Source organism: Roseibium sp. 10G30-5 (assembly GCF_055809635.1).
The window spans coordinates 547,483-569,847 of sequence record NZ_CM147918.1 but is presented as its reverse complement, the minus strand read 5'-3'; the positions used below and the strand labels follow the sequence as shown (position 1 = coordinate 569,847).

20 protein-coding genes, 2 tRNA genes and 2 pseudogenes are annotated in these 22,365 nt (G+C 55.7%); 13 read left to right on the top strand and 11 right to left on the bottom strand.

Going from position 1 to position 22,365, the window contains the following annotated elements; all coding sequences use genetic code 11:
- Positions 1 to 50: 50 nt before the first annotated feature.
- Positions 51 to 215: an EAL domain-containing protein gene (locus tag AC0L7U_RS02915; protein WP_473693672.1), complete on the bottom strand. Its 165-nt coding sequence runs from the start codon at positions 213 to 215 to the stop codon at positions 51 to 53.
- Complete coding sequence (locus AC0L7U_RS02910) at positions 199 to 2,220, bottom strand: putative bifunctional diguanylate cyclase/phosphodiesterase (RefSeq protein WP_473693670.1); 2,022 nt, start codon at positions 2,218 to 2,220, stop codon at positions 199 to 201. The genes AC0L7U_RS02915 and AC0L7U_RS02910 overlap by 17 nt, the downstream gene beginning before the upstream one ends.
- A gap of 406 nt (positions 2,221 to 2,626) precedes the next feature.
- Between AC0L7U_RS02910 and fghA the strand changes: the two genes are divergently transcribed.
- The gene (fghA, locus tag AC0L7U_RS02905) at positions 2,627 to 3,454 is read left to right on the top strand and encodes an S-formylglutathione hydrolase (protein ID WP_473693668.1); all 828 of its coding nucleotides are present in this window, start codon (positions 2,627 to 2,629) and stop codon (positions 3,452 to 3,454) included.
- A 92-nt stretch (positions 3,455 to 3,546) separates the two neighbouring features.
- On the opposite strand, the gene AC0L7U_RS02900 is transcribed toward fghA, so the two are convergent.
- From AC0L7U_RS02900 to AC0L7U_RS02890, 3 genes are all read right to left on the bottom strand, one after another.
- Positions 3,547 to 3,948: a DUF423 domain-containing protein gene (locus tag AC0L7U_RS02900; RefSeq protein ID WP_473693666.1), complete on the bottom strand. Its 402-nt coding sequence runs from the start codon at positions 3,946 to 3,948 to the stop codon at positions 3,547 to 3,549.
- A 41-nt stretch (positions 3,949 to 3,989) separates the two neighbouring features.
- Complete coding sequence (locus AC0L7U_RS02895; protein ID WP_473693664.1) at positions 3,990 to 6,029, bottom strand: M3 family metallopeptidase; 2,040 nt, start codon at positions 6,027 to 6,029, stop codon at positions 3,990 to 3,992.
- A gap of 113 nt (positions 6,030 to 6,142) precedes the next feature.
- Positions 6,143 to 6,757 carry a pyridoxamine 5'-phosphate oxidase family protein gene (locus tag AC0L7U_RS02890; protein ID WP_473693662.1) on the bottom strand — a complete coding sequence of 205 codons (615 nt, stop codon included), beginning with the start codon at positions 6,755 to 6,757 and terminating at the stop codon, positions 6,143 to 6,145.
- A gap of 538 nt (positions 6,758 to 7,295) precedes the next feature.
- Here AC0L7U_RS02890 and AC0L7U_RS02885 point away from each other — a divergent pair.
- The 6 genes and pseudogenes from AC0L7U_RS02885 (at position 7,296) to AC0L7U_RS02860 (ending at position 13,046) form a co-directional block, all read left to right on the top strand.
- Positions 7,296 to 8,645 (top strand): substrate-binding protein, encoded by a 1,350-nt coding sequence (locus tag AC0L7U_RS02885; protein ID WP_473693660.1) that lies wholly within the window; start codon positions 7,296 to 7,298, stop codon positions 8,643 to 8,645.
- A 119-nt stretch (positions 8,646 to 8,764) separates the two neighbouring features.
- A pseudogene (locus tag AC0L7U_RS02880) lies at positions 8,765 to 9,794 on the top strand (branched-chain amino acid ABC transporter permease).
- A 3-nt stretch (positions 9,795 to 9,797) separates the two neighbouring features.
- The gene (locus tag AC0L7U_RS02875; protein WP_473693658.1) at positions 9,798 to 10,970 is read left to right on the top strand and encodes a branched-chain amino acid ABC transporter permease; all 1,173 of its coding nucleotides are present in this window, start codon (positions 9,798 to 9,800) and stop codon (positions 10,968 to 10,970) included.
- 17 nt (positions 10,971 to 10,987) lie between these two features.
- On the top strand, positions 10,988 to 11,752 hold the full coding sequence (locus AC0L7U_RS02870; protein ID WP_473693656.1) for an ABC transporter ATP-binding protein: 765 nt from the start codon (positions 10,988 to 10,990) through the stop codon (positions 11,750 to 11,752).
- Positions 11,739 to 12,521 carry an ABC transporter ATP-binding protein gene (locus AC0L7U_RS02865; protein ID WP_473693654.1) on the top strand — a complete coding sequence of 261 codons (783 nt, stop codon included), beginning with the start codon at positions 11,739 to 11,741 and terminating at the stop codon, positions 12,519 to 12,521. Before AC0L7U_RS02870 ends, AC0L7U_RS02865 begins: the two co-directional genes overlap by 14 nt.
- Positions 12,522 to 12,680: 159 nt before the next feature.
- Positions 12,681 to 13,046 (top strand): SH3 domain-containing protein, encoded by a 366-nt coding sequence (locus AC0L7U_RS02860; RefSeq protein ID WP_473693652.1) that lies wholly within the window; start codon positions 12,681 to 12,683, stop codon positions 13,044 to 13,046.
- 118 nt (positions 13,047 to 13,164) lie between these two features.
- Here AC0L7U_RS02860 and AC0L7U_RS02855 read toward each other — a convergent pair whose 3' ends face one another.
- From AC0L7U_RS02855 to AC0L7U_RS02845, 3 genes are all read right to left on the bottom strand, one after another.
- On the bottom strand, positions 13,165 to 13,974 hold the full coding sequence (locus AC0L7U_RS02855; RefSeq protein WP_473693650.1) for a GNAT family N-acetyltransferase: 810 nt from the start codon (positions 13,972 to 13,974) through the stop codon (positions 13,165 to 13,167).
- 192 nt (positions 13,975 to 14,166) lie between these two features.
- Positions 14,167 to 14,242, bottom strand: a tRNA-Glu gene (locus tag AC0L7U_RS02850).
- 129 nt (positions 14,243 to 14,371) lie between these two features.
- Positions 14,372 to 14,812, bottom strand: a complete 441-nt coding sequence (locus AC0L7U_RS02845) for a VOC family protein (protein WP_473693648.1) — start codon at positions 14,810 to 14,812, stop codon at positions 14,372 to 14,374.
- A gap of 79 nt (positions 14,813 to 14,891) precedes the next feature.
- Between AC0L7U_RS02845 and AC0L7U_RS02840 the strand changes: the two genes are divergently transcribed.
- From AC0L7U_RS02840 to AC0L7U_RS02825, 4 genes are all read left to right on the top strand, one after another.
- Positions 14,892 to 15,662, top strand: coding sequence for an SIR2 family NAD-dependent protein deacylase (locus tag AC0L7U_RS02840; protein ID WP_473693646.1), 771 nt, complete (start codon positions 14,892 to 14,894; stop codon positions 15,660 to 15,662).
- A gap of 156 nt (positions 15,663 to 15,818) precedes the next feature.
- Positions 15,819 to 16,397: a cold-shock protein gene (locus AC0L7U_RS02835; RefSeq protein ID WP_473693644.1), complete on the top strand. Its 579-nt coding sequence runs from the start codon at positions 15,819 to 15,821 to the stop codon at positions 16,395 to 16,397.
- Positions 16,398 to 16,681: 284 nt separating this feature from the next.
- Positions 16,682 to 17,233, top strand: a complete 552-nt coding sequence (locus AC0L7U_RS02830) for a DUF192 domain-containing protein (RefSeq protein WP_473693642.1) — start codon at positions 16,682 to 16,684, stop codon at positions 17,231 to 17,233.
- Positions 17,234 to 17,316: 83 nt separating this feature from the next.
- Complete coding sequence (locus AC0L7U_RS02825; protein ID WP_473693640.1) at positions 17,317 to 17,559, top strand: hypothetical protein; 243 nt, start codon at positions 17,317 to 17,319, stop codon at positions 17,557 to 17,559.
- Between the two features lie 95 nt (positions 17,560 to 17,654).
- On the opposite strand, the gene AC0L7U_RS02820 is transcribed toward AC0L7U_RS02825, so the two are convergent.
- Positions 17,655 to 19,139 carry a methyl-accepting chemotaxis protein gene (locus tag AC0L7U_RS02820; protein WP_473693638.1) on the bottom strand — a complete coding sequence of 495 codons (1,485 nt, stop codon included), beginning with the start codon at positions 19,137 to 19,139 and terminating at the stop codon, positions 17,655 to 17,657.
- Between the two features lie 525 nt (positions 19,140 to 19,664).
- Here AC0L7U_RS02820 and AC0L7U_RS02815 point away from each other — a divergent pair.
- Positions 19,665 to 19,742 (top strand) — tRNA-Pro (locus tag AC0L7U_RS02815).
- A gap of 296 nt (positions 19,743 to 20,038) precedes the next feature.
- On the opposite strand, the gene AC0L7U_RS02810 is transcribed toward AC0L7U_RS02815, so the two are convergent.
- Positions 20,039 to 20,206: a DUF1413 domain-containing protein gene (locus AC0L7U_RS02810; RefSeq protein ID WP_473693636.1), complete on the bottom strand. Its 168-nt coding sequence runs from the start codon at positions 20,204 to 20,206 to the stop codon at positions 20,039 to 20,041.
- Positions 20,207 to 20,296: 90 nt separating this feature from the next.
- Entirely contained in the window at positions 20,297 to 20,779 is a 483-nt protein-coding gene (gene mntR / locus AC0L7U_RS02805; protein ID WP_473693634.1) for a manganese-binding transcriptional regulator MntR, read from the bottom strand.
- 186 nt (positions 20,780 to 20,965) lie between these two features.
- Between mntR and AC0L7U_RS02800 the strand changes: the two are divergent.
- Positions 20,966 to 22,271: pseudogene (locus tag AC0L7U_RS02800) on the top strand (Nramp family divalent metal transporter).
- The last annotated feature ends 94 nt before the right edge of the window (positions 22,272 to 22,365 follow it).

Genomic DNA, 22,365 nt, shown 5'->3' with positions numbered 1-22,365 from the left:
GTTCAAACGGACTGTGTATGACGGCAGCGATCAAGCGGCGTTGCTTCGCTTTAGGCTGTCACTCGTTTCAATGCCGTGCGTTCTGCATATTTGGCATAGAGATCGCCAAAGGGCAGAGGTTTTGAGAACAGGAAGCCTTGTAACTCCTGAACGCCAGCCTTGGGTAAAAAGGCAGCTTGAGCTTCTGTTTCGACACCTTCAGCTATGACTTTCATATTCAGGCCATGCGCAATATCGGTGATGGCACTGGACGAGCGTGCGGGATTGCGAATTTGTCTCAAGATCCATGACAAAGCTGCGATCAATCTTGAGCGTGTCGAAGGGCATTCGGCGCAGATAGCCAAGTGAGGAGAAGCCATCACCAAAGTCATCAAGCGAGATCTTGAAACCGGCATTGCGGATGGCAGCAAGACGCAGGCTGGACAATTCGGGCGAGGTGACCAGAACCCGTTCTGTCAATTCGATGCTGACCCGGTCATGGGTCACGCCATATTGTTCAGCCAGACGTTTCAACTTGTCGAGGTAGCGTGGATCATAGATTTCAAGCGGCGACGCGTTGATGCTGACATGCAGATCCGGCCAGTGGTGCATGTCTTTGAACACACGTTCGGCAATACGCGCGCCAAGGGCTTCAATCATGCCGGATTCTTCTGCCAGACCCACAAAAAGATCAGGGCGTACCGGCCCGTGCTCATTGGATGTCCAGCGCGCAAGGGCCTCGACACGCATCATGCGGCGCGTGCGTGCGCAGACGATCGGTTGATAGTAAACTCGGATTTCGTCCTTTTCGATCGCGCGACGCAAGGACACTTCCAGATTGCGGTTGCGGTTCAGCGTGGTCTCATAGCGCGGATCATATTCCAGCGCGGCCAGTGTTTTGAGTTGCTTGGCACGGCTGATGGTGACATTGGCGCGCCGAATGACTTCGGTCAGAGCACAATTGTCAGACCTTGACGTGGCATAGGCGATTGCAGCGCGTATCTGGAAGGGCTTGCCTTCGATGATGAAGTCATCGCTGAAAGCACCATGAACCATCGCAATGCAGCTCTGGATTTCCTTGTCGATATTTTCGCTGTGCAGCAAAAGGCTGAACTCGCCGCCACCGAGCCGGGCCAGCAGGGCGTCGTCTGGCAGCGATCTTTCCAACCTCGTGACCGCAGTGGACAGTATTTCATTGCCCGCCTGAAGGCCGAGCGCGTTATTGATTTCGCGCAAGTCCCAGATGTCGATCAGAATCAGGCCGATCTTGCCATCAAGGCTCGCCGCAATGTTTTCGCCGCAAATGGCGGTGCGTTCGAAGTTCACGCGGTTGGGCAGGCCTGTCAGGCTGTCAAAATGCGCCAGACGATAGGAGCGTGTTTCCTGCTTCATCAATCTGACCGCACTTTTGCGGACCATGTGGGCGAGGAGCAGGGAGATCGCCGCAAGACAGACCAGGATCAGAATCAGAGGCGGTGCGACTTGCATGAAGAATGCATCGCCCGGCCGTGGGTCTTTCCAGCTCATGCGCCCGATGGGGCGGCCATCAGGGCCCTTGATAAGAACGCTGCTGGGCGTAACCTTGGCATCGTCGCTCAAGACAAAAGGAACCGGTGTAATCGCCAGGTCCTGCAATTCGGCCATGGCGCGATTTTGTTGCACCATGTTCGAGCCAAGATGCGTGCCAAGGATCACCATGGAACGGCCACCGCCCACTTGCAGATCAGAATCAGAGGGCGCGCCTGCAAACATCATGACCTGTCCGTCATAGACAAATGACGCGATGACCGGGTGGTCCGGCATCGTATCTGCGAGCAGGATGGTCTTGCGAAAATAGTCAAGGATACGAGTGGGAGGCGCCGTCTTGATCAGGCGCTTTTCGTTGCTGACTTGCCATGCGGTGCGCCAGCCTGTGAGGACAAACTCCACAGCCACCAGGTCGGCGACCTGATTGCGCAAAGCTCCACCCAGAAGTTTTGCTTCAAGGTCTCCAGGTTCGCCACGGTCAGCCGTCCACAAAGCTTCCGGCCACTCGTGGTGACTGCCAACGAGGTTGCTGAGGTGATATTCGAAAGATTCGAGACTGACCCGGGCAATGCCCTTCAGGTGATGATTGTAGGCGTCATTTTGCTTGTCGCGAGACCACCACAGAATGGCGAGAATCGAGATCAGCGCCGCCGTGACGCCGATAATCAACATCCCGTAGATCCTGAGCAGGAAGCCACGATTCAGTTTCGTCATGTTGTGAGGGGCCGACCTCATGCGCGCACTCATTCTTTTCTTATCTTTTCCGCATGGTGGTTCCCAAAGGTAGATATTATGTAAAGACCATCGAATCCTTTAGTGGATGAATGTTTCTGTCGTGGAAGTGGTTAGCGCTCCCATAATTTACAAACGTATACGGTTGAGCTTTAAGTATTTCTACAGCCTGGTTGTATAGATTTTATTTATAAGAATTTATCGATCCCAAGACACGGGCTCGATCAACACTCGTTAAAACATACAGGGGCTGCATTTTCTCAGATGCATGCTCTCGTGATTGACCCGAGGCAGCAGGATGGTGAAGATGCGCCCATATGTTGTCTTGCAGGGGCTGTCGCCCCTTTGCGCAAGGCGCGACCACGGCTCCAGTGACGGAAGACACTCCATGGAACTTATTTCCGAAAATCGCTGTTTCGGCGGCACACAGGCTGTCTACAAACACGCCTCTGATGCCTGTGAAGGCGTTATGACATTTGCCATCTTTCTGCCCGCTCAGGCCAAAGTTGCCCCGGTCCCCTGTCTCTGGTTCTTGTCCGGTCTGACCTGCACGCATGAGAATGCCATGACAAAAGCGGGGCTTCAGGAGCATGCCGCGCAGGCTGGTCTTGCGTTGGTGTTTCCTGACACCAGCCCGCGTGGTGGGGCCGTCGCTGATGATGAAGCTTATGATCTGGGGCAGGGCGCGGGCTTTTATCTCGATGCGACGCAAGACCCTTGGGCAGCACATTTTCGCATGGAGACCTACATCACTCGCGAGTTGCGCAATCTTGTCCAGGCGTCTTTTCCAGTCAGCGAGGCGCATGGCATCACCGGTCACTCGATGGGCGGTCATGGCGCATTGACGCTGGCCATGAAACATCCGGACCTGTTTCATTCGCTTTCTGCCTTTGCACCCATTGCCAATCCAACCCAGTCTGACTGGGGACGCAAGCAGTTGACGGCCTATCTGGGATCTGACGAGACGGTGTGGGCCGACTATGATGCCAGTCTCCTGCTCAAGTCACGCGGATGGGCGCGCGATATTCTCGTTGATCAAGGCACCAGCGATCAATTTCTCGATCTGCTGCGACCAGAGGCCTTCGCCAGCGCATTGGCGGAAACGCGGACGTCTGGAACCTTGCGCATGCAGAAGGGCTATGATCACTCCTATTTCTGCATTTCGACCTTTGGTGGTGATCACTTGCGCTGGCACGCAGAGCGCTTGAAGGGCTGACCGCCGGTTGTGCGACCTGAGGACCAGAAAAAGAGGCTGACCGGGACGAGCGGTCAGCCTCTTTTTATTTGCTCTCTTGATGGAGGTTGGGGTCAGCGACGCCGCGGCCTGATGACAAAACTTGTCAGGAACAGCAAGAACCACGACAGGATGGTCAGACCGCCACCGATCGGGGCTGCCATCGGAAAGAGCCGGTGGTCGGTGACGGCGCGGACAATGAGATCGCCACTGAACAGGGCAATACCAGCGGTCAAAAGCAGCAGAATGAGTGACAAAAGCGGAACGCGCCGCACCTGCGCAAGCGCGCCGAGTGCGATGAAGACGGCAGCATGAAACAGCATGAACTGCGCTGCAATCTTCATCAGCCCAGTGGTGTCAAGATGGGCGGATAATGCCAGCACCACCACACCAACTCCGCCCGTCAGGCTGCCGATGCGCAGGCCCCATTTCGTTGCTGCTGCCGTTGCAACCACCTGTGTCTCAACTTCCTTCATCAGACCCTTCTACCCCCTTTTGTCGTCGCATGTTCCGTTGCTCAAGCAGCCAGCCCACGCCCCTTGAGCAACGCCTCGATCTTCGGACTGCGCCCGCGAAACGCCTTGTAGGTTTCGTCCGGATCCGGTCTCCCGCCAGCCGAATAGATGTGAGTATAGAGTTTTTCCGCCGTCGCTGGATCGAAGATGTCGCCCGCTTCCTCAAAGGCACCGAAGGCGTCCGCATCCATGACTTCCGACCACATGTAGCTGTAATAGCCGGAGGAGTAGCCGTCTCCCGAAAAGACATGGGCGAAATGCGGGATGCGATGTCGCATGGTGATGGCGCGCGGCATACCGAGTTCGTCCAGTTTGGTTTTTTCAAACGCCGCAAGATCAATGTCTCCGGGATCGCCAAGCTGGTGCAGTTCGAGATCCATAAGTGCGGAGGCTGTGTACTCAACCGTTGTGAAGCCCTGATTGAAGTTTTCAGCCGCCAGCACCTTGTCGAGCAGCGCCTTGGGCATTGGCTCGTTGGTCTTGTAGTGACGGGCAAAACGCGACAGCACCTCAGGCTGAGACAGCCAGTGCTCGTAAAGTTGCGAGGGCAGCTCAACGAAATCACGTGATACGCTGGTGCCCGAGATGATCGGATAGGTGACATTGGACAGAAGACCGTGCAACGCATGACCAAATTCGTGGAACAGCGTGCGAGCATCATCAAAAGTCAGGAGCGTGGGTTTGCCAGCCGAGGCCTTGTTGAAGTTCATCACGTTGACGATGATCGGCGTGACCTCGTCCTTGACGCGCTCTTGACTGCGAAATGCGCTCATCCACGCGCCAGAGCGCTTTGAGGCCCGTGCAAAATAGTCTGCCAGGAACAGGCCGACATGTTTTCCGTCTTTGGTGACTTCAAAGGCGCGGACATCGGGATGATACAGCGCCAGATCTTTTTGTTCCTTGAAGCTGACCCCGAACAGGCGATTGGCGACGTCGAACGCGGCCTGAATGATCTGTTCAAGTTGCAGGTAGGGTTTGACCTCGCTTTCGTCGAGATCATAGTCAGCCTTGCGCACTTTTTCGGAATAGAACCGCCAGTCCCATGGTGCCAGTTCGACGTTGTCGCCCTGATGACGTGCACAGGCTTCCAGCTTGTCCTGTTCTTCAAGCGCGCGCATTCGTGCGGGTTCCCAGACATGCAGAAGCAGGTTCCGCACAGCGTCCGGCGACTTGGCCATGGTGTCTTCCAGCTTGAATTGCGCGAAAGACTCATAGCCCAGAAGTTTTGCCTTTTCGGCGCGCAGCTTCAGGGTTTCCACGATGATGTCATTGTTGTTGGTTTCGCCTGCCTTTTCGCCGCGCGAAGACCAGGCCTTGAACGCAGTTTCACGCAACTCGCGGTTGGCCGAGAATTGCAGGAAAGGCTCTATGGACGAGCGCGACAGCGTGATGACGTGCTTGCCCTCCAGTCCCCGGTCGCGAGCGGCATCTTCGGCCGCATCCAGCACAAAGTCCGGCAGTCCTGCCAGATCGCTCTCGCTGTCGAGCACGAGCTGATAGTCGGCTTCATCTTTCAAGACGTTCTGAGCGAACTGTGTGCCAAGACTAGCAAGGCGTTGACCAATCTCGGCCATGCGAGCCTTGTCGGCGTCCTCAAGGCCTGCTCCAGCGCGGATGAAACTGGTGTGATAGCGCTCCAGAACCCGTGCTTCTTCTTCACTCAAATCAAGATCGTCACGGGTTTTCCAAAGCAGATGAATGCGGTTGAACAGATCCTTGTTCTGTACTGTCTCGGCGGAATGGCGGGCGAGCTGCGGTCCGATCTCGCGCTCGATGGCCTGCAATTCCGGCGAGGTGTCGGCGCCTGTCAGGTTGAAGAAAACCTGAGCGGTCCGGGTGAGCAGTGCCCCTGATTTTTCCAATTCAACGATGGTGTTTTCGAACGTTGGCGTCTTGGGGTTTTCTGCGATCTGATCGATTTCATTGCGGTTTTCCCGCAGGCCCTTTTCAAACGCTTCGGTAAAGTGGCTTGGCTGGAGCTTGTCGAACGGTGGCAGTTCGAATGGCTGTGTCCAAACGTCAAGGAGCGGGTTCTGAGACATCCTGTGTCCTTCTTGCATGGCGATTAGATCTGATCTGTCGATATATGTGGCCCATGTGGCGTGACAAGACGTGGCTCGACAGGTGCGCACGGGCGACCGAAGCAAACGCCGTGCTACCACATGGAGTTGCGTGCGCGCTCCGGCCATTCCGCATCATAGGTGGTGCCGTTGATTTCGCCCGCGGTCAATTCCTGCAAGATACGTCCCGGTGTGGGCAGGCTGGCCGGATCAACATGCGTGGATGCGTCCCAGAGGCCTGCGCGTATGACGGCGCGGGCGCATTGGAAATAGATCTCGTCGATGGTGATCAGGATAACGCTGCGCGGCTCTTTCCCCTCGATGGCCAGATCGGCTTTCAGGGATGGATCGGCCGACAGAACAGCACGTCCATTCACCCTTACACAATTACCGGAGCCGGGGATCAGCGCCATGAGGGCGACGCGTGGATCACGCACGATATTGCGCAGTGAATCGATCCGGTTGTTGCCGCGCCGATCCGGCATCATCAGCGTCTTGTCATCAAGAATGGTCACACAGCTTCCCGCATCACCCCGCGGTGAGCAATCGAGCCCTTCTGGTCCGCTTGTGGCCAAAGCGCAAAATGGTGAGGCCATAAGAAGATCACGATATGCCGGGGTCAGGTGTTCAGCGACCTTGGCGGTGGAGGATTGGCCCGGGGTGCCGTAGATCTCTTCCAGCTGTTCGATAGAGGTAATGAGATGGGACATTGACCGGCTCCTGATCGGCTCATCAAAAAAACACACCTACCGATAAAGAAAAGCCGTGCGAGAGGAAAGCAGAAACACCGACATCGATCCGTATCCAGGCCGTGTCGGGAGAGAAGAATCAAGATCTGAGGTGGAAGGTGTCACTGTGTTGTGCTGTTGCTTGCCAGATCCGCCAAAATCACAATAAGCAAAAATTTATCCAGAAAAATAAAGCGACAAAAAATAAAATGCTCTCTTTTGTAATTTACGCTGCGTTGCAAGAGAATTTCTGAATTTTTCTTTTATAAAGGCGTCTTATGGGAATGATGCAGCGCGATGATAAAATAAACTGAGTAAAACAATCGCGTTTTGAAGACTTGATTGACATATTTTATCAAATTTTGGTCAGATGTTCTCCTATTGCCTCTGCGTAAATTCTGTTTCTACAGTCTTTTCAGGTGCTCGCGGGAGATGTCGATTGGAGGGTCGAGATTTCCCGTTGCCCGGGTGACAAGTGATCCGACTTGTCGCGGGTCTTGGCATCTTCTGGGAGGAGAACATGACTGTGATCAAGAAACCGACTAGCAGACGAACATTTCTCAAGGCCGGGGCCGCTGGGGGGCTGGTGTTGGCAACGCCGACAATTTTCACCAGTCGCGCGTGGTCTGCAGGGTATCTCAACGAGCCGACCGGCAAGACAGTGACCCTCGGGTTCAATGTGCCTCAAACAGGCGCTTACGCTGATGAAGGCGCGGATGAGCTGCGCGCTCTGAAACTGGCGATCAAGCACCTCAACGGTGAAGGCGACGACGGTGGTATGTTGTCGACGTTTTCCTCAAAAGCGCTGGAAGGCAATGGCGTCAACGGCAAGAAGGTAGAGTTCGTTACGGGAGATACGCAGACCAAATCGGATGCAGCCCGCGCATCGGCCAAGCGCATGATTGAAAAGGACGGCGTGGTGATGGTCACCGGTGGTTCGTCTTCGGGTGTTGCCATTGCTGTGCAAGCCTTGTGTCAGGAAGCTGGCATCATCTTCATGAGCGGACTGACACACTCCAATGACACCACCGGCAAGGATAAGCGGGCCAATGGCTTCCGGCATTTCTTCAATGCTGAAATGTCGGGGGCTGCATTGGCCCCGGTGTTGAAGAATGCCTATGGCACGGACCGCAAGGTCTATCATCTGACAGCGGATTATACCTGGGGTTGGTCTCAGGAAGAATCCATGAAGAAATACACCGAGAAGATGGGCTGGGAAACGGTGGCAGCCGTACGCACCCCTCTGGGGGCTGGCGATTTCTCGCAATATATCACGCCGGTGCTGAACTCTGGTGCTGATGTGCTGATCCTGAACCACTATGGCAAGGACATGGTGAACTCGCTGACGCAGGCCGTGCAGTTCGGATTGCGCGACAAGCAGGTCAACGGCAAGCAATTTCAGATTGTCGTGCCCTTGTACTCGCGTCTCATGGCGCAAGGGGCCGGTGAAAATGCCAAGGGCATCTTCGGGTCAACCAACTGGCATTGGTCTCTTCAGGACGAAGGCTCAAAGGCATTCGTGAAGGCATTCGGCAAGGAATACGGCTTTCCGCCCAGCCAGGCTGCGCACACCTGTTATGCGCAGGTGCTGCTTTATGCCGATGCGGCTCAGCGGGCGGGAACCTTTGATCCTTGCGCCATTGGCACGCACCTTGAGGGGTTCAAGTTTGATGGGCTGGGCAATGGCCCGACGCTTTACCGGGCAGCCGACCACCAGTGCTTCAAGGACGTGCTTGTTGTGAAGGGGAAGGAAAACCCGACCTCGCAGTTCGATCTGCTGGAAGTGGTGGAAGTCACTCCGCGCGCCCAGATCGAGTATGACGCCGCTCTCTTCGGCGGACAGCTTGGCACCTGCAATCGCGGGATCTGAGACACCCGGTCAGCCTGTCGTCGGGGCTGACCGTCAGGACCGGGCAGCCGCCGCTTCGTGTGGCGGTTGCCGACTTGGCGTTTTGAGATCTGCCGGGCTTTGCAGGAGGGCCCACCTTCATGGACGTTTTTGTACTTCAGTTTTTGAACGGGCTGGACAAGGGCGGTGCCTATGCCCTGATTGCCCTTGGCCTGACGTTGATTTTCGGCACGTTGGGCGTCGTCAATTTTGCTCATGGAGCGCTGTTCATGCTGGGGGCTTTTTGTGCCGTCGGCTTCAACAAGCTGCTGACACTGGAAAAGGTGGTCGTTGATCCGACCCGCACCACGGCCTTGGGGAACGCCGCTTGAGGTGCGCACCCCTTATGTCGAGGCCTATATGGGGGACTTGGGCCAATGGGTGCTGAACTATTCTGTTCCCTTGTCCATCGTGCTTGCAATTCCGGTAATGTTGTTGATCGGCTATGTGATGGAGCGCGGATTGATCCGGCATTTCTATCATCGCCCACACGCGGACCAGATCCTTGTCACTTTCGGGCTGGCCATTGTCTTGCAGGAAATCGTCAAGATCATCTTCGGAGCCAATCCGATCCCGCAATCGGCGCCTGACATGTTGCGCGGCGCGACCGATCTGGGCGTGTTGGTCGGTTTTGATCCCGGTGCCATCGTCTATCCGAAATGGCGCATTGTTTATCTTTTGTTCTCATCGGCCATTATTGCCGGCGTCTTTGCCTTTCTGCAATTCACCACCTTTGGCATGGTGGTGCGGGCCGGTATGGCAGACCGCGAGACCGTCGGGCTGCTCGGCATCAACATCCAACGCCGGTTTACCTTCGTCTTTGCGTTGGCGGCTGTCGTCGCCGGGTTGGCTGGCCTCATGTACACGCCGCTGTTGCCGCCGGATTACCATATGGGCATGGACTTTCTCGTGCTGTCGTTTGTCGTTGTTGTCGTGGGGGGGATGGGGTCTTTGCCCGGTGCGGTGCTGGCCGGATTCCTGCTTGGTATTCTGCAATCCTTTGCCTCGATGACGCAGGTCAAGGACATCTTCCCCGGCATTGATCAGATCATCATCTATCTGGTGGCCGTGATCGTGTTGTTGCTCAGGCCGCGGGGGCTGCTTGGCCGACGTGGCGTGATGGAGGTCTAGGTGATGAGTGGTCTTGCATTCAAACGCGGGGCGAAACGCGATTTGCTGTTGTTCCTCGCGTTCAGCGCACTTGTGCTGACCATGCCCATCTGGCTTTCCCCTTTTGGGGCGGCTTATCCTGACCTGATGCAGAAGTTCGTCATATATGGGCTGTTTGCGACAGGCTTCAATCTGCTCTTCGGGCTGACGGGCTATCTGTCATTCGGGCATGCTGCCTTTCTTGGCATTGGCTCGTATACGGCTGTGTGGAGCTTCAAGCTTCTGGGCATGAACCCGATCCCGGCGGCGATCCTGGCCATTTGCATGGCAGCGGTCTTTGCGCTGATCATCGGCTTTGTCAGCCTGCGCCGATCTGGAATCTACTTCTCCATCCTGACGCTTGCCCTGGCGCAGATGTGCTACAATCTGGCTTATTCAGTGCTGACGCCCATTACCAACGGAGAAACCGGCTTACGGGTACTGCAAAGTGATCCTCGCCTGCTGGACGGGGCAGCCTCTGATAGTGGCCCGCTGATTGCCTCGCTTTTCGGGGAAAAGATGACGGGCTATGCCGGGTTCTATTTCTGCGCCGTGGTGCTGATCCTTGGGTTCTATCTGGCGCAACGCATTTTCCGCTCTCCTTTCGGTATCATGTTGCGGGCGGTGAAATCCAATCAGAACCGGATGGGTTACACGGGGCTTAACCCGCGCCCCTATACGTTGATCGCTTTTGTCATCTCCGGGTCTTATGCGGGGCTGGCAGGTGCCTTGCTGTGCATCACGGATCCGCTTGCGGGGGCCGAGCGCATGCAGTGGACGGCGTCGGGCGAGGTTGTGCTAATGACGATCCTCGGCGGGGCCGGCACTTTGCTCGGGCCAATTCTCGGCGCGACATTGATCAAGTATTTCGAGAACATCTTTTCCTCCTTCAATGAGCAGACGCTCAATGCGGCGTTTGCGGCTCTGCCGGAGCCTTTGCGGGAGATCGCGGTCTCTGTCGCCAGTCTGTTTGTAGGCGAGGGGTGGCATCTCACGCTGGGGGTGTTGTTCATGATTATCGTGATCTTCCTGCCCGGCGGTATCATGGAAGGCGTGATGCGTTTGCGGCGACTGGTCTTCGAGCGACGAAAACCGGCCCCCACCGACAAGGGAAACCCGCTTGGCGAGCGGCGACGAAAATCGGTTGCGGCGGAATAGAGTAGGGGAGACACACCATGGAACTCTTGAAAGTGGAGGGGGTCAACAAGGCCTTCGGTGGCCTGCGTGCCCTCAATGATGTGAACCTGTCGGTCGAAGAAGGCACGGTTCACGCCATCATTGGTCCAAACGGGGCTGGAAAATCGACCTTGCTGAACTGTTTTGTCGGACGCCTGATCCCCGACACCGGGCGGGTGACTTTTGCGGATCGTTCACTTATCGGGCTTGCGCCGCACCAAATCAATCAGGCGGGGGTGTCACGTGTGTTTCAGACGCCTGAGATTTTCGGCGATCTGACCTTGCTGGAGAACGTGCAGATCCCGGCTCTGGCAAAACGCGACGGTACGTTTTCTCCGCGCTGTCTTGTGCGACTGGACCGCGATCATGACATTCGCGATCGGGCGCTGGGCATGTTGGAAGAAGTCGGACTGGTGGAGAAGAAAGACATTCTCGCCAATTCTCTGTCACGGGGGGACAAGCGGCGGCTGGAACTGGCGATGTGTCTGATCCAGGACCCCAAGCTTCTGCTGCTGGATGAGCCGACCGCGGGCATGTCGCGCGCAGATACCAACAACACCATTGATCTGTTGCAGCGGATCAAGGCCAAGGGCATTACCAAGATCATTATCGAGCACGACATGCATGTGGTGTTTTCGTTGGCAAGCAAGATCAGCGTTCTGGCGCAAGGCACGGTGATTGCCGAAGGCCGTCCCGAGGAAATCAAGGGAGATCCGCGTGTGCAGGAAGCCTATCTGGGGGAGCCGAGCTATGAGCCTGCTTGATGAGACCGGTCTCAAGGACCACAAGGCGCCGGGGCGTGCGCCTGTAACTGCCAAAGGTGGTGCTCCCGCGTTCTTTTCAGCGTGGGACCTGCACGCCTATTACGGTGAGAGCTATATTGTGCAGGGCGTCAGTTTTGATGTGCGCGAGGGCGAGATTCTGGCGCTCCTGGGCCGTAATGGTGCCGGCAAGACCTCAACCCTGCGGACCATTGCGCGCATGGACAATCCGCAACTCCGCCACGGCGAGATCTGGCTGGACCATCAGCCGTTGCACACCATGCAGAGCTTTGAAGCGGCCCGGCTGGGGGTCGGATTGGTGCCGGAAGATCGGCGCATTATTCCCGGACTCACGGTGCAGGAAAATCTGGAGCTGGCGCAGATTGCCGAGCCGCGTGGCTGGAGCCTGGATCGGATCTATCAGCATTTTCCGCGACTGGCCGAGCGACGCAGTCAGGAAGGCGTTACCATGTCGGGTGGTGAACAGCAGATGCTGGCGGTTGCGCGCATTCTGGCGCGGGACGTCAAACTTTTGCTGCTGGATGAACCTTATGAGGGGCTTGCCCCCGTGATCGTCAAGGAGATCGAGCGTATTCTGGAAAGTGTCAAGGATCTGGGCATGACCACGATCATCGTCGAGCAGAATGCCATCGCTGCACTGCATCTGGCGGATCGCGCTGTCATTCTTGATATGGGAGAAGTGGTTTTCGACGGCACGGCGCAGGAGGTTCTCGATAATGCAGACCTGCGGCAAACCTATCTGGCGATCTGAGAATGTTCACGCGAAAATTGGCACAAGGCGTGCCGAAATGATACGAAAGTGCCCCACCTACGCGGCTTGAGGGGAACCTCGCAGCGATGCGTTGGTTCTCTGACATAAAGACCGACTGTAGGTCGGCCTCGAAAACGCTCAACCATCAAGAGGCTCGTCATGAAGAAGATCTTGTTTTCAGCCATTTTGTTTGTCGCTATGGGAGTTTCGTCCAGCGCTTTCGCCTGGACTGCACAGGCCACCGCCGATGTAAACATGCGTGCAGGCCCAAGCACACGCTATCAGGTGGTCAATGTGCTGCCGCGCGGTGCCGTGGTCGATGCCACGCAATGTCGCCGCTGGTGTCGCGTCTGGTATCGCGGCCAGCAGGGCTTTGTCAGCGGTAACTATCTGCGTCAGGCGCGGTCCTATCGCCGTCGACCACCGGTGGTCATTTTTGGCGGCGGATTCGGTTTTTCCCATCGCTTCCACCCGCACTACCGACATTACAACCATCGCCACCATCACCATCGTCACCATCGGTAAGGCGGCATGTGCTCACAAGGGTGCCGTTGAGCTGATAGAGAAACGGGTCTTTTCGGCCCGTTTTTCGTGCCATCTATGCAGTCTTTACAGGAAGGACTGCCTTGTCGGACTGCGTCCCTCAGCCAAGTTCGAAGGTGGTGATGCCATAGGTGCGGGCCAGAGCCAGTGTCGGCTTTGCGCCTTTGTACATGCGCAGCGTTTCGAACTCCGGCGACAGTTCATACTCTTCGGCGAGAGCGAGTGCGTTCGAATTGCTTTCAGGCACGTCCAGATACACCATCTGACCGCGCACCTGTCCAGCCAGCGCCCGAAACAGCGTGTCGGCAATCTCCGGAGTATCGGCAAACAAGGGCCCGATCTTGAAGCCCTCTTCGCACTGTCGAAGAACGCCGTATCCCTTCAATTGGCCGTCTTCCATAAAGATGAAACCACGACGCCCCTCGGCCATCGGCGAGCACCAGTTGCGCAAGAAGCGGCTGCGATTTGCCGGAAAGAACGGCTTGTCATAGGCCTCGACCGATGGAAAAATGCCTTGACCAAGCAGTCCGACACGGGGGTCATAGGGCGGTTCGGTCATTGACAGTCCGCCGTGGCGAACCGTCCGATAGTCCCCGATGAAACCATCGGCTTCATAGCGCGGCGTCTGGGCCGTCACGGCGTCCAGACCGACGGTTCTCCCATTCAGCGTTGCCATGGCATGTTGCCAGATTGCCCGCCCATAGCCTTTGCCGCGATGATCCGGATGGCTGATGAAAAAACCGATAAATGCGAAGTCCTTGCCATATTTGACGGCAGATATGCAGGTGACGGGGTGTCCTTCGACCTCGCCGATGAAAAAACCGCTTGGATCTGCGTGAAGAAACGGCCGTAAATCATCAAGGCCCGGGTTCCAGCCCTCTGTCTCTGCCCACCCTAAGGCGACCTGCATGTCGAGCCTGGGTCATGTCTCGGATGATAAGGGAATTGGGCATGAACTGCTCCGAACGATGCGGGTCGGGGAGGGGGGCGCGGACCCAAGTGATACGAACCGCAGCCAGCAGCGTCAATTGCACATGCAAAAATACCCGCAGACGCTGTCTGTGGGAGATGAAATCTGGAAACTTCTGCAAGATAAATGGAATGGTACGCCCAACGGGAATCGAACCCGTGTTTCCGCCGTGAAAGGGCGGCGTCCTAGACCGCTAGACGATGGGCGCACATTCGCGACGCTTTCGCGCCGTGTGGGCTGGCTTATAGGCACAAACGCCGGCCCCGGCAAGAGGGAAATTCAAAAAAATCGGAGCACGATGTCTCGTGCTCCGGTCTGTGTAAAACCTCTCAGGGACTTACCATTCACCAGTGTTGGGCATTGAGGCCCAAGGCTCGGCAGCAGGCAGGCTGTCACCCTTCTGGATCAACTCGAAGGAGATGTTGTCGGGCGAGCGGACAAAGGCCATATGACCATCGCGAGGCGGACGGTTGATGATGACGCCCGCGTCCTGCAGCTTGGCGCAGAGCTCGTAGATGTTGTCTACGGCATAAGCCAGATGGCCGAAGTTGCGGCCGCCGTCATAGTCTTCCGGATCCCAGTTGTAGGTTAGTTCCAGCAGAGGGGCAGAGATGTCCTCAGCGGCAGCAATATCGTCGGATGCGGCCAGGAAGATCAGGGTAAAGCGCCCTTTTTCATTCTCGATCCGGCGCACTTCCTTCATGCCCATCTTGTTGCAATAGAAGTCGAGGGAGTCCTCGATGTTGGTGACGCGAACCATTGTGTGCAGGTAACGCATGAGTTCCTCCTGAAATTTTTTGCCGTGATATGTTAGCTTTCACGATCCAAGACCCCTATCACATTGAAGGGATCGCGTAATGACAGAAGTAACAGAGCTGAAAGAGGCGCGCGACATTCTGCGTGATCTGCTTGACCACTATCGAACCGGGATCGTTGTCCTGTCGGGGGCGGGCTTGTCGACTTCCTCCGGCATTCCGGATTTTCGCTCGCCGGGCGGTTTGTGGAGCAAGATGCGTCCGATCCAGTTTGACGAATTCGTCAACAATCCGGACGCCTGCCTGGAGGACTGGCGTCGACGGTTTCAGATGCTGGACATCTTCGAAAAAGCGGCCCCCAACGTGGCGCATGAAGTCCTGGCGTCTCTGACACATGCCGGGGCGCTTGACCTGCTGGTGACGCAGAATGTCGATGGGTTGCATCAACGCGCCGGGATGCCTGATGAGCAGCTTGTGGAAATTCACGGCAACGGGACCTACGCAAGCTGCCTCGACTGTGGCACACGCGCCGATATTCGTGATCAGCACGACAAGGTGATGCAGAACCATGTGCCGACCTGCGATCATTGCGAAGGACTGTTGAAAGCGGCTGTCGTCAGTTTCGGTCAGTCCCTGCCGATGAAAGACCTTCAACATGCCGCAAGGAAAACCGCTGGCGCACGGCTGTTCATCGTCATCGGGTCATCGTTGCTTGTGCAACCGGCGGCACAACTTCCAGAACTTGCTGTGGAAGAAGGGGCGGAACTCGTCATCATCAACAGGGAAAAAACCCCTCTCGATAGTCTTGCGGAGGTTGTTCTGCGCAGCCCGATTTCTGACTGTTTTGAAGGACTTTTGCCGCCTTCAAATTGAATCTTCTGGGGGAATGTACAAAAGGGTTGTGATTTGTTTAACAATAACCCTTCTCCACCTGTAGTGGAATGTTATGATTTTGGCAGGAATCGTGCCGGAAGTGTCGTCAAGAGCTTTCGGGTGAAGTGAGTACGAGAGCAAACGAGGCGGAGTGCCATGGGGGCGAAAACCTTTGCAGATCCTCGCAGTATCGAGACGGGCGACGATGTAGCCGTCGACGTGATCGAGATAGCAGGTTCCATCAAGTGGTTTGATGTTGCAAAAGGATATGGCTTCATCGTTCCCGACGATGGTGTTGGCGACATTCTGCTTCATGTCAGTTGCTTGCGACGCGACGGCTTCCAGACTGCTTATGAGGGCGCCCGTGTCGTCTGTGAGGTTGTTGACCGACCGCGCGGCTTGCAGGCCTTCCGTATTCTGTCGATGGATGAGTCGACCGCGCTGCACCCCTCTCAACTTCCGCCGTCACGTACACATGTTCAGGTTGTACCTGAAACCGGCTTTGAAAAAGCTGTGGTCAAGTGGTTCAATCGGGTGAAGGGCTTTGGCTTTCTGACGCAGGGCGAAGGCAGTGAGGATATTTTCATTCACATGGAGACCCTGCGACGCTTTGGTATTACCGAGTTGCGTCCAGGGCAGGAAGTACTCGTTCGTTTCGGCAGTGGTCCCAAGGGCCGGATGGCCGCTGAAATACGGCCGGTCGGCGTCGGGACACATATTCCGTCGTCTCATTGATCGAATGTGGGGCAGTGGCTTCAGCCAAGGCTGGACAAGTCGCCTCCCACTGATTTGTGGAAGATCGATCACAGTTTTGAAACGCGCAGCTCAGATGGGTCTGCGCGTTTTTCATGTTGGGCGAGCCATCCAACTCTACGGTGAAGTGTCTTGCGTTTGGCAAACGATGTGGGTGAGGTGAGGGGCAAGGCCGATCGGACTTGCCGATGCGGTGCGCAGCGTGTTGAATGCCTGAAACAATCCCTCTCGGCTAGTCGACCGAGGGATCACGCAAGGCGATTTTCATGTTTCAAACGGTCCTTCGTCAAAGGGTGAGTCTCGCGTTTGGCCGCACCGGCTGGTTGGCTCGCGGCGTTCTCGCCATGTCCATTTTGCTGGTGCTGGCGTTGGCCGCCTCATTCGCTTTGGGAATTGGTCCGGGGGCTGCCGACGAGCCTCAAGCTGGGCTGGAAGTCGATCACCTTACGGTGCGTTCAGCCGGTGCCCGACATGCCTTCACTGTTGAGCTTGCGACCACTGATGCGCAAAGGGCTGCTGGCCTGATGTTTCGCACCAGTATGGCGCCCGACCACGGTATGCTTTTCGTCTTTCGCGGTGAAATAGATCGCTACTTCTGGATGAAGGATACCCCCCTGTCGCTGGACATACTGTTTGCTGATGCAAAGGGGCGGATTATCCGCATCGCCGATCATACCGAGCCCTATTCGGAAAAGATCATCGCCTCACGCGGCAAGGCGAAATATGTGCTTGAGGTGGTCGCGGGTACGGCCAAACGCCTTCGCTTGCGCAAGGGCGATCATCTCGTGCTGTCTAAGCGCGTTTTGGGACTTGGATGATACTGTTCGCGCCAGTTAAGGGCAAAACGCAGGTGATGCGGACAATTGATATTTAGAACCAAGAGATACAGGAGTTTCAATCCATGTCCGAAAGGGCTTCAGATCAAGCGTCGAGTGTATGTTTCGATCAGACATCCGTTTGGCGTCACCGTAAGGGCGGTATTTACACCGTTATTGGCCATCTGCGTGGGCAGGTGTTTTATGTGGCGCATTCGGATAAACGGCTCTGGTATCGCGCAGAAACGGAATTTCTGGATGGCCGGTTTGACGCCGTCACGGACGTAGCGCCCTTGACACCGGAAGAGGCCGGGTTCGAATTGGCCTGACGGCTAGGCGCAAGCCAACTCTGCAATCTATCAATCCCGGAACCCTTGCCAGATCCCGGGATTTTTGATGTCTGCTGCCTCATCCGGTCTGGTGACTAGCGGGTCAGCACCTTTGCAGCTTCTCTTGTTTCGACAACGGACGTGCCAATATCGATGATGGCGGCGTTGATGCTGTTGACCGAGTCCGAGATAGAGGCGACCGAAGAGGCGGCATTGTGCATGTTTTCGGCCATGCTGCTGGTGACAACGCTTTGTTCTTCTACGGCAGCAGCACTGGTTGAGACTTGGTCTTTCAATATGTTGACTGACTTGTTGATCTGTTCCAGCACGGTAACAACCTCGCTCGAAATCCCCTGGATCTGATCGATCTCCTTGGTGATTTGACTCGTTGCCTGTGCTGCCTTGTAGTTGGCGAGGTTCTTCACCTCGTTTGCCACTACAGAGAAGCCGCGGCCCGCTTCGCCGGCGCGGGCGGATTCAATTGTCGCATTAAGCGCCAGCAGGTTGATTTCGGCTGCAATGTCCTGAATGAGATTGACGATGTTGGTCATCGAATGAGCTGCATCGACGAGCCGTTTCGTTGCGTTGCCTGCGACTTCGGTGCGCTCAGACGCATCCTCTGTCGCTTCGCGTGAGTTGGTCATCGACCGGGCAATCTCGGAGATAGAGGCGGCCATTTCTTCAGAACTTGCGGCGATCATCTGCATGTTGTCGCTGGCGCCCATGGAGGCATCTGCGACAGTTTGCATCTTGTGATCTGAGCGGGAGAGGGCCGATTCGATGTCACCGAAATTGCGCTTGATGATGTTTTCTAGCTGCGTCAGCAAGTGGACTTGCTTGGTGATTTCCGTGGCGAATTTGACGATCTTGTAAGGTTTCCCATCCGGCGTCACGATGGGGTTATACGACGCTTCGATCCAGATTTCAGACCCGTCCTTGGCAAAACGCTTGAACTGACCAGCCTGAAACTCCCCCTTGTTCAGATGCGCCCAGAAGTTTTTATAATCGTCACTCTTGGCAAAGTCGGAGCTGACAAATATCGAGTGATGGCGCCCTTTGACTTCGCTGAGCGAGTAGCCCATGACGCCAAGAAAATTTTCGTTGGCGTCCAGAATTTTACCATTAAGATCGAAGGTGATGACGGCGCTGACTTTATTGATGGCTTCGATCTGGCCGCGCATGTCAGCAGCTTCGAGTGCACGTGCGGTCGTGTCTGTGGCAAACTTGATGACCTTGTAGGGCGCGCCCTTCTTGTCAAAAATCGGGTTGTATGTGGCCTCGATCCAGATCTCGGAGCCATCCTTGGCAATGCGCTTGAACTGTCCCGAGTGAAATTCGCCGCGGCGCAGCTTTTCCCAGAATTCTGCATACTCCTGAGAGGCGATCTGGTCTTTGCTCAGAAACATGGAGTGATGTTTGCCAACGATCTCATCGAGCTTGTAGCCGATCGCGTCCAGAAAGTTCTGGTTGGCCGTCAGGATCTTGCCGTCGAGTGTAAATTCAATGACGGCCTGCGAGGCATTCAGCGCACTGTAAATTTCTTCTGTGCGCGTGCTGGACAAGCTGGTAAAAAGACCCATGATTTTTTTCCCGATTTCTCCCTCTCTTCCGGGGAGTCTGTCTGAACACAATGACTGTTTAGATTTTTATGACTGTATTCTTAAAAAAACTATAATCGGCACAGATAGTTAAGTAGATAAATGCCGATTGTCTTTATCGCCTTGACAATTTTTCTGATGTTCCCTGAGGAAGTGAAACTCCCTCCAGTGTTTTGTCTGGGCGCGTGTGGGGTTTCTACGTTTCAGATGTCTTTGCTGGTTTACCGGGTCTGTCGCGATTTCTTGAGCGCGCTGAAAATGTGTCTCAGGGTTTGGCGGTTGGCGAGGCGATGTTTCTGGTTCGGCTTTCCCAAAGGCCTTTGCAATGTGTGAAAGGTCGGGAAACTCATGATTTGCTTGGCTTTTTGCGAAGAGTCAGGCTCGGAAACCGCATCGATGATCGCTCTGCGCGGAGGTTATGCACGCTTTGTATTGGATTTTCGATTTTCCTGAAGGCTTTCGTCTTGACCGATCTGTTGTTTGCCGATACACCCCAGCTCAACGGATCGGGGCATAGCGCAGTCCTGGTAGCGCATCTGGTTTGGGACCAGAGGGTCGCAAGTTCGAATCTTGCTGCCCCGACCATTTTTTCTTGAAAAATTTATCCGACTTTAGCCGCGTAGCGTTAAGCTACGAGGCGTTTTCGCGTCTTTGTGCTCTTGGGCGTCAAAACCGCGCCGATCTGTCTGCGTCAGACGGCACAACCGGGCTAAAGCCCACTCTTCGCCCCCTTCCTTGCAGCTCTTTGCGCTTTATGACGCCATTTAAAGGGCATTTATGAGTCCGCCCCCTAACCTTTGGTGGGCGTTGCTCACTCGTGATGGCCGGTCTTCATGTAGATGCGCCCGCCGTTTGCCTTACGGCCCGTGTCTTCAACATCTTCAAACCGGCCTCGTTGCACCAAGGTCAAGAAACGCACGGCCTAATCGCACCTTGTCTGCGATGGAAAGGTTCTGCCAGTCGTCGCCGTAGAGATTGGGAAAGTGAAAGGTGCCCTGAGCCTGTTTTTCGAGATGGCTTTCGAGGGTCTTGATCAGTTGTTCGTCCATGATGACCTCCTGATACTGATCTTCAGGTGGTCATGTCTTTTGCCCACTGCAAGAGGCGTGTGGAGCGGGAAGGAGCATTTTCTGCCGCCGTCATTTGCTGTCAGAAGTCTCTTTCGTCTGTTGTGTCAGAAACTTCTCGAAGGCGCACAGGGTTGTTTCTGACACATAATGTTCGATGCCTTCCGCGTCGAGCTCGGCTGCATCTGCCGGAACCCCGATTGCAAGCAGGACCTCCACCACGAGACGATGCCGTGCGCGAACACGTTCCGCCATTTCGGCTCCGTCTTCTGTCAGGAAGACGCCGCGATAGGGACGCGAGTTTGCAAGCCCTTCGCGTTTCAGGCGTGCCACTGCCTTTGTCGCGGTCGGGTGCGTGACGCCAAGGTGGCGGGCGATATCGGTGATCCGGGCTTCGCCATGCTCTTGCAGAAGGTCGGCAATCAACTCGGTATAATCCTCCAGAAGGGCGGAGGAGCGGGCCGAACGTGTGTGGTTGAACCGATGGGCTGCTTCTTCCTGAGGCGTTTCGGGCGAACAGCCTTCGGCATTCGCCTTGGTGGGGTCGTCAGTCACGGTTTTGACCTCCTGCTTGCAGCATGAACCAATTTATATCCAAGGCTCACTATGCAGCCTTGGCTAAAATTTGCAATCGATCGGAAAGATTTGTTCCATGTGTTGGTAAAGGCTGCTTTGTTTTGACGCTTGACAGAAGTGTAACCTTGGCTACATTTCAATGCGGGAGCTCGGGAAAAGCCGGTTATGGGTAGAGTGATGGAAAAGACAAACATGTCGGACAGAACGTCCGCTGCGATCCAGGACGTGCTTGCTGGACGCCGCCGAGGGAGAGGGTCTGCGCTTCTGTTTGTCGGGCCGGCAGTGATCGCCAGCATCGCCTATACGGATCCGGGCAATTATGCGACCAACATTCAGGCAGGTGCTGGATACGGTTATACGCTTTTGTGGGTTGTGCTGATGGCCAACCTCATTGCCATGCTGTTTCAGGCGCTTTCGGCCAAGCTTGGCATTGCGACGGGTCTCAATCTGGCTGAAATCAGCCGTGAGCATTTGCCCCGTCCGTTGGTCTGGGCCATGTGGGTGGTCAGTGAGGTCTCCGTTATGGCGACGGATCTTGCCGAATTCCTTGGTGGGGCCATTGGGTTGGCTCTGCTGTTGGGTATGCCGCTTTGGGCGGGGATGACCATCACAGCGATTGTCACCTATGGTCTTCTTCTGTTTGCTGGGCGGGGTTACCGACCGATGGAATTGATCATCGGGGCACTCGTGGCGGTCATCAGTCTTTGCTATGTTTTCGAGACATTTATCGCACCTGTGACTCTGGGGAGCTGTTGGCTATCATATGGTCACGCCGCAAATTCCGGATGCGGCCGCATTGGCAATTTCTGTTGGGATCATTGGTGCGACCGTCATGCCGCATGCCGTTTATCTGCACTCTGGCTTGACCCAGTATCGTGCCAAGGGCGTGAATGAAAAAGGCAGGCACACACTTCTTCGTTATTCCAACATTGAGGTGGTCGTGGCGCTGGCGCTTGCGGGGCTTGTCAATATGGCCATGGTAATCATGGCGGCGAGCGCCTTTCATGCAGGGCACAGCGATGTTGCCGAAATTGACACAGCCTATCACATGCTGACGCCGCTGCTTGGCGGGGCTGCTGCCGGTGCGTTCCTAATTTCCCTCATCGCCTCGGGTATTTCCAGTTCGGTGGTTGGGACTATGGCCGGGCAGATGGTTATGCAGGGCTTTGTGCATTTCCACATTCCATTGTGGATCCGTCGCCTCGTGACCATGTTGCCAGCCTTTGTTGTGGTGGCGCTTGGCGTCAACACGACACAGGCACTGGTCTGGAGCCAGGTGGTGTTGAGCATATCGCTGCCTGTTCCCATGCTGGCGCTGGTCTATTTCACCAGACGCGCCGATATCATGGGCTCCTTTGTGAACAAGCGTTGGGTGGATATTCTTGCGGTCGCTGCCTGCCTGATCGTTCTGAGTTTGAATTTTGTGCTGCTGGCAGATGTCTTTGGTGTGCCGATACCCGGATTTGGCTAGGAAGTGGGTGAAGGCCGGTCGAAAGAGGTGCTTTGGTAACGCGCCTATGCAAGAGTGCAGGCAGGCATCCCATGGTCGCAGGATCATCAGATGT

Excerpts from the sequence above, each read along its gene's own strand:
- AC0L7U_RS02915 (WP_473693672.1), bottom strand. The coding sequence starts at position 215 with ATGAAAGTCATAGCTGAAGGTGTCGAAACAGAAGCTCAAGCTGCCTTT.
- AC0L7U_RS02910 (WP_473693670.1), bottom strand. The coding sequence starts at position 2,220 with ATGACGAAACTGAATCGTGGCTTCCTGCTCAGGATCTACGGGATGTTG.
- fghA (WP_473693668.1), top strand. The coding sequence starts at position 2,627 with ATGGAACTTATTTCCGAAAATCGCTGTTTCGGCGGCACACAGGCTGTC.
- AC0L7U_RS02900 (WP_473693666.1), bottom strand. The coding sequence starts at position 3,948 with ATGAAGGAAGTTGAGACACAGGTGGTTGCAACGGCAGCAGCAACGAAA.
- AC0L7U_RS02895 (WP_473693664.1), bottom strand. The coding sequence starts at position 6,029 with ATGTCTCAGAACCCGCTCCTTGACGTTTGGACACAGCCATTCGAACTG.
- AC0L7U_RS02890 (WP_473693662.1), bottom strand. The coding sequence starts at position 6,757 with ATGTCCCATCTCATTACCTCTATCGAACAGCTGGAAGAGATCTACGGC.
- AC0L7U_RS02885 (WP_473693660.1), top strand. The coding sequence starts at position 7,296 with ATGACTGTGATCAAGAAACCGACTAGCAGACGAACATTTCTCAAGGCC.
- AC0L7U_RS02875 (WP_473693658.1), top strand. The coding sequence starts at position 9,798 with ATGAGTGGTCTTGCATTCAAACGCGGGGCGAAACGCGATTTGCTGTTG.
- AC0L7U_RS02870 (WP_473693656.1), top strand. The coding sequence starts at position 10,988 with ATGGAACTCTTGAAAGTGGAGGGGGTCAACAAGGCCTTCGGTGGCCTG.
- AC0L7U_RS02865 (WP_473693654.1), top strand. The coding sequence starts at position 11,739 with ATGAGCCTGCTTGATGAGACCGGTCTCAAGGACCACAAGGCGCCGGGG.
- AC0L7U_RS02860 (WP_473693652.1), top strand. The coding sequence starts at position 12,681 with ATGAAGAAGATCTTGTTTTCAGCCATTTTGTTTGTCGCTATGGGAGTT.
- AC0L7U_RS02855 (WP_473693650.1), bottom strand. The coding sequence starts at position 13,974 with ATGCAGGTCGCCTTAGGGTGGGCAGAGACAGAGGGCTGGAACCCGGGC.
- AC0L7U_RS02845 (WP_473693648.1), bottom strand. The coding sequence starts at position 14,812 with ATGCGTTACCTGCACACAATGGTTCGCGTCACCAACATCGAGGACTCC.
- AC0L7U_RS02840 (WP_473693646.1), top strand. The coding sequence starts at position 14,892 with ATGACAGAAGTAACAGAGCTGAAAGAGGCGCGCGACATTCTGCGTGAT.
- AC0L7U_RS02835 (WP_473693644.1), top strand. The coding sequence starts at position 15,819 with ATGGGGGCGAAAACCTTTGCAGATCCTCGCAGTATCGAGACGGGCGAC.
- AC0L7U_RS02830 (WP_473693642.1), top strand. The coding sequence starts at position 16,682 with ATGTTTCAAACGGTCCTTCGTCAAAGGGTGAGTCTCGCGTTTGGCCGC.
- AC0L7U_RS02825 (WP_473693640.1), top strand. The coding sequence starts at position 17,317 with ATGTCCGAAAGGGCTTCAGATCAAGCGTCGAGTGTATGTTTCGATCAG.
- AC0L7U_RS02820 (WP_473693638.1), bottom strand. The coding sequence starts at position 19,139 with ATGGGTCTTTTTACCAGCTTGTCCAGCACGCGCACAGAAGAAATTTAC.
- AC0L7U_RS02810 (WP_473693636.1), bottom strand. The coding sequence starts at position 20,206 with ATGGACGAACAACTGATCAAGACCCTCGAAAGCCATCTCGAAAAACAG.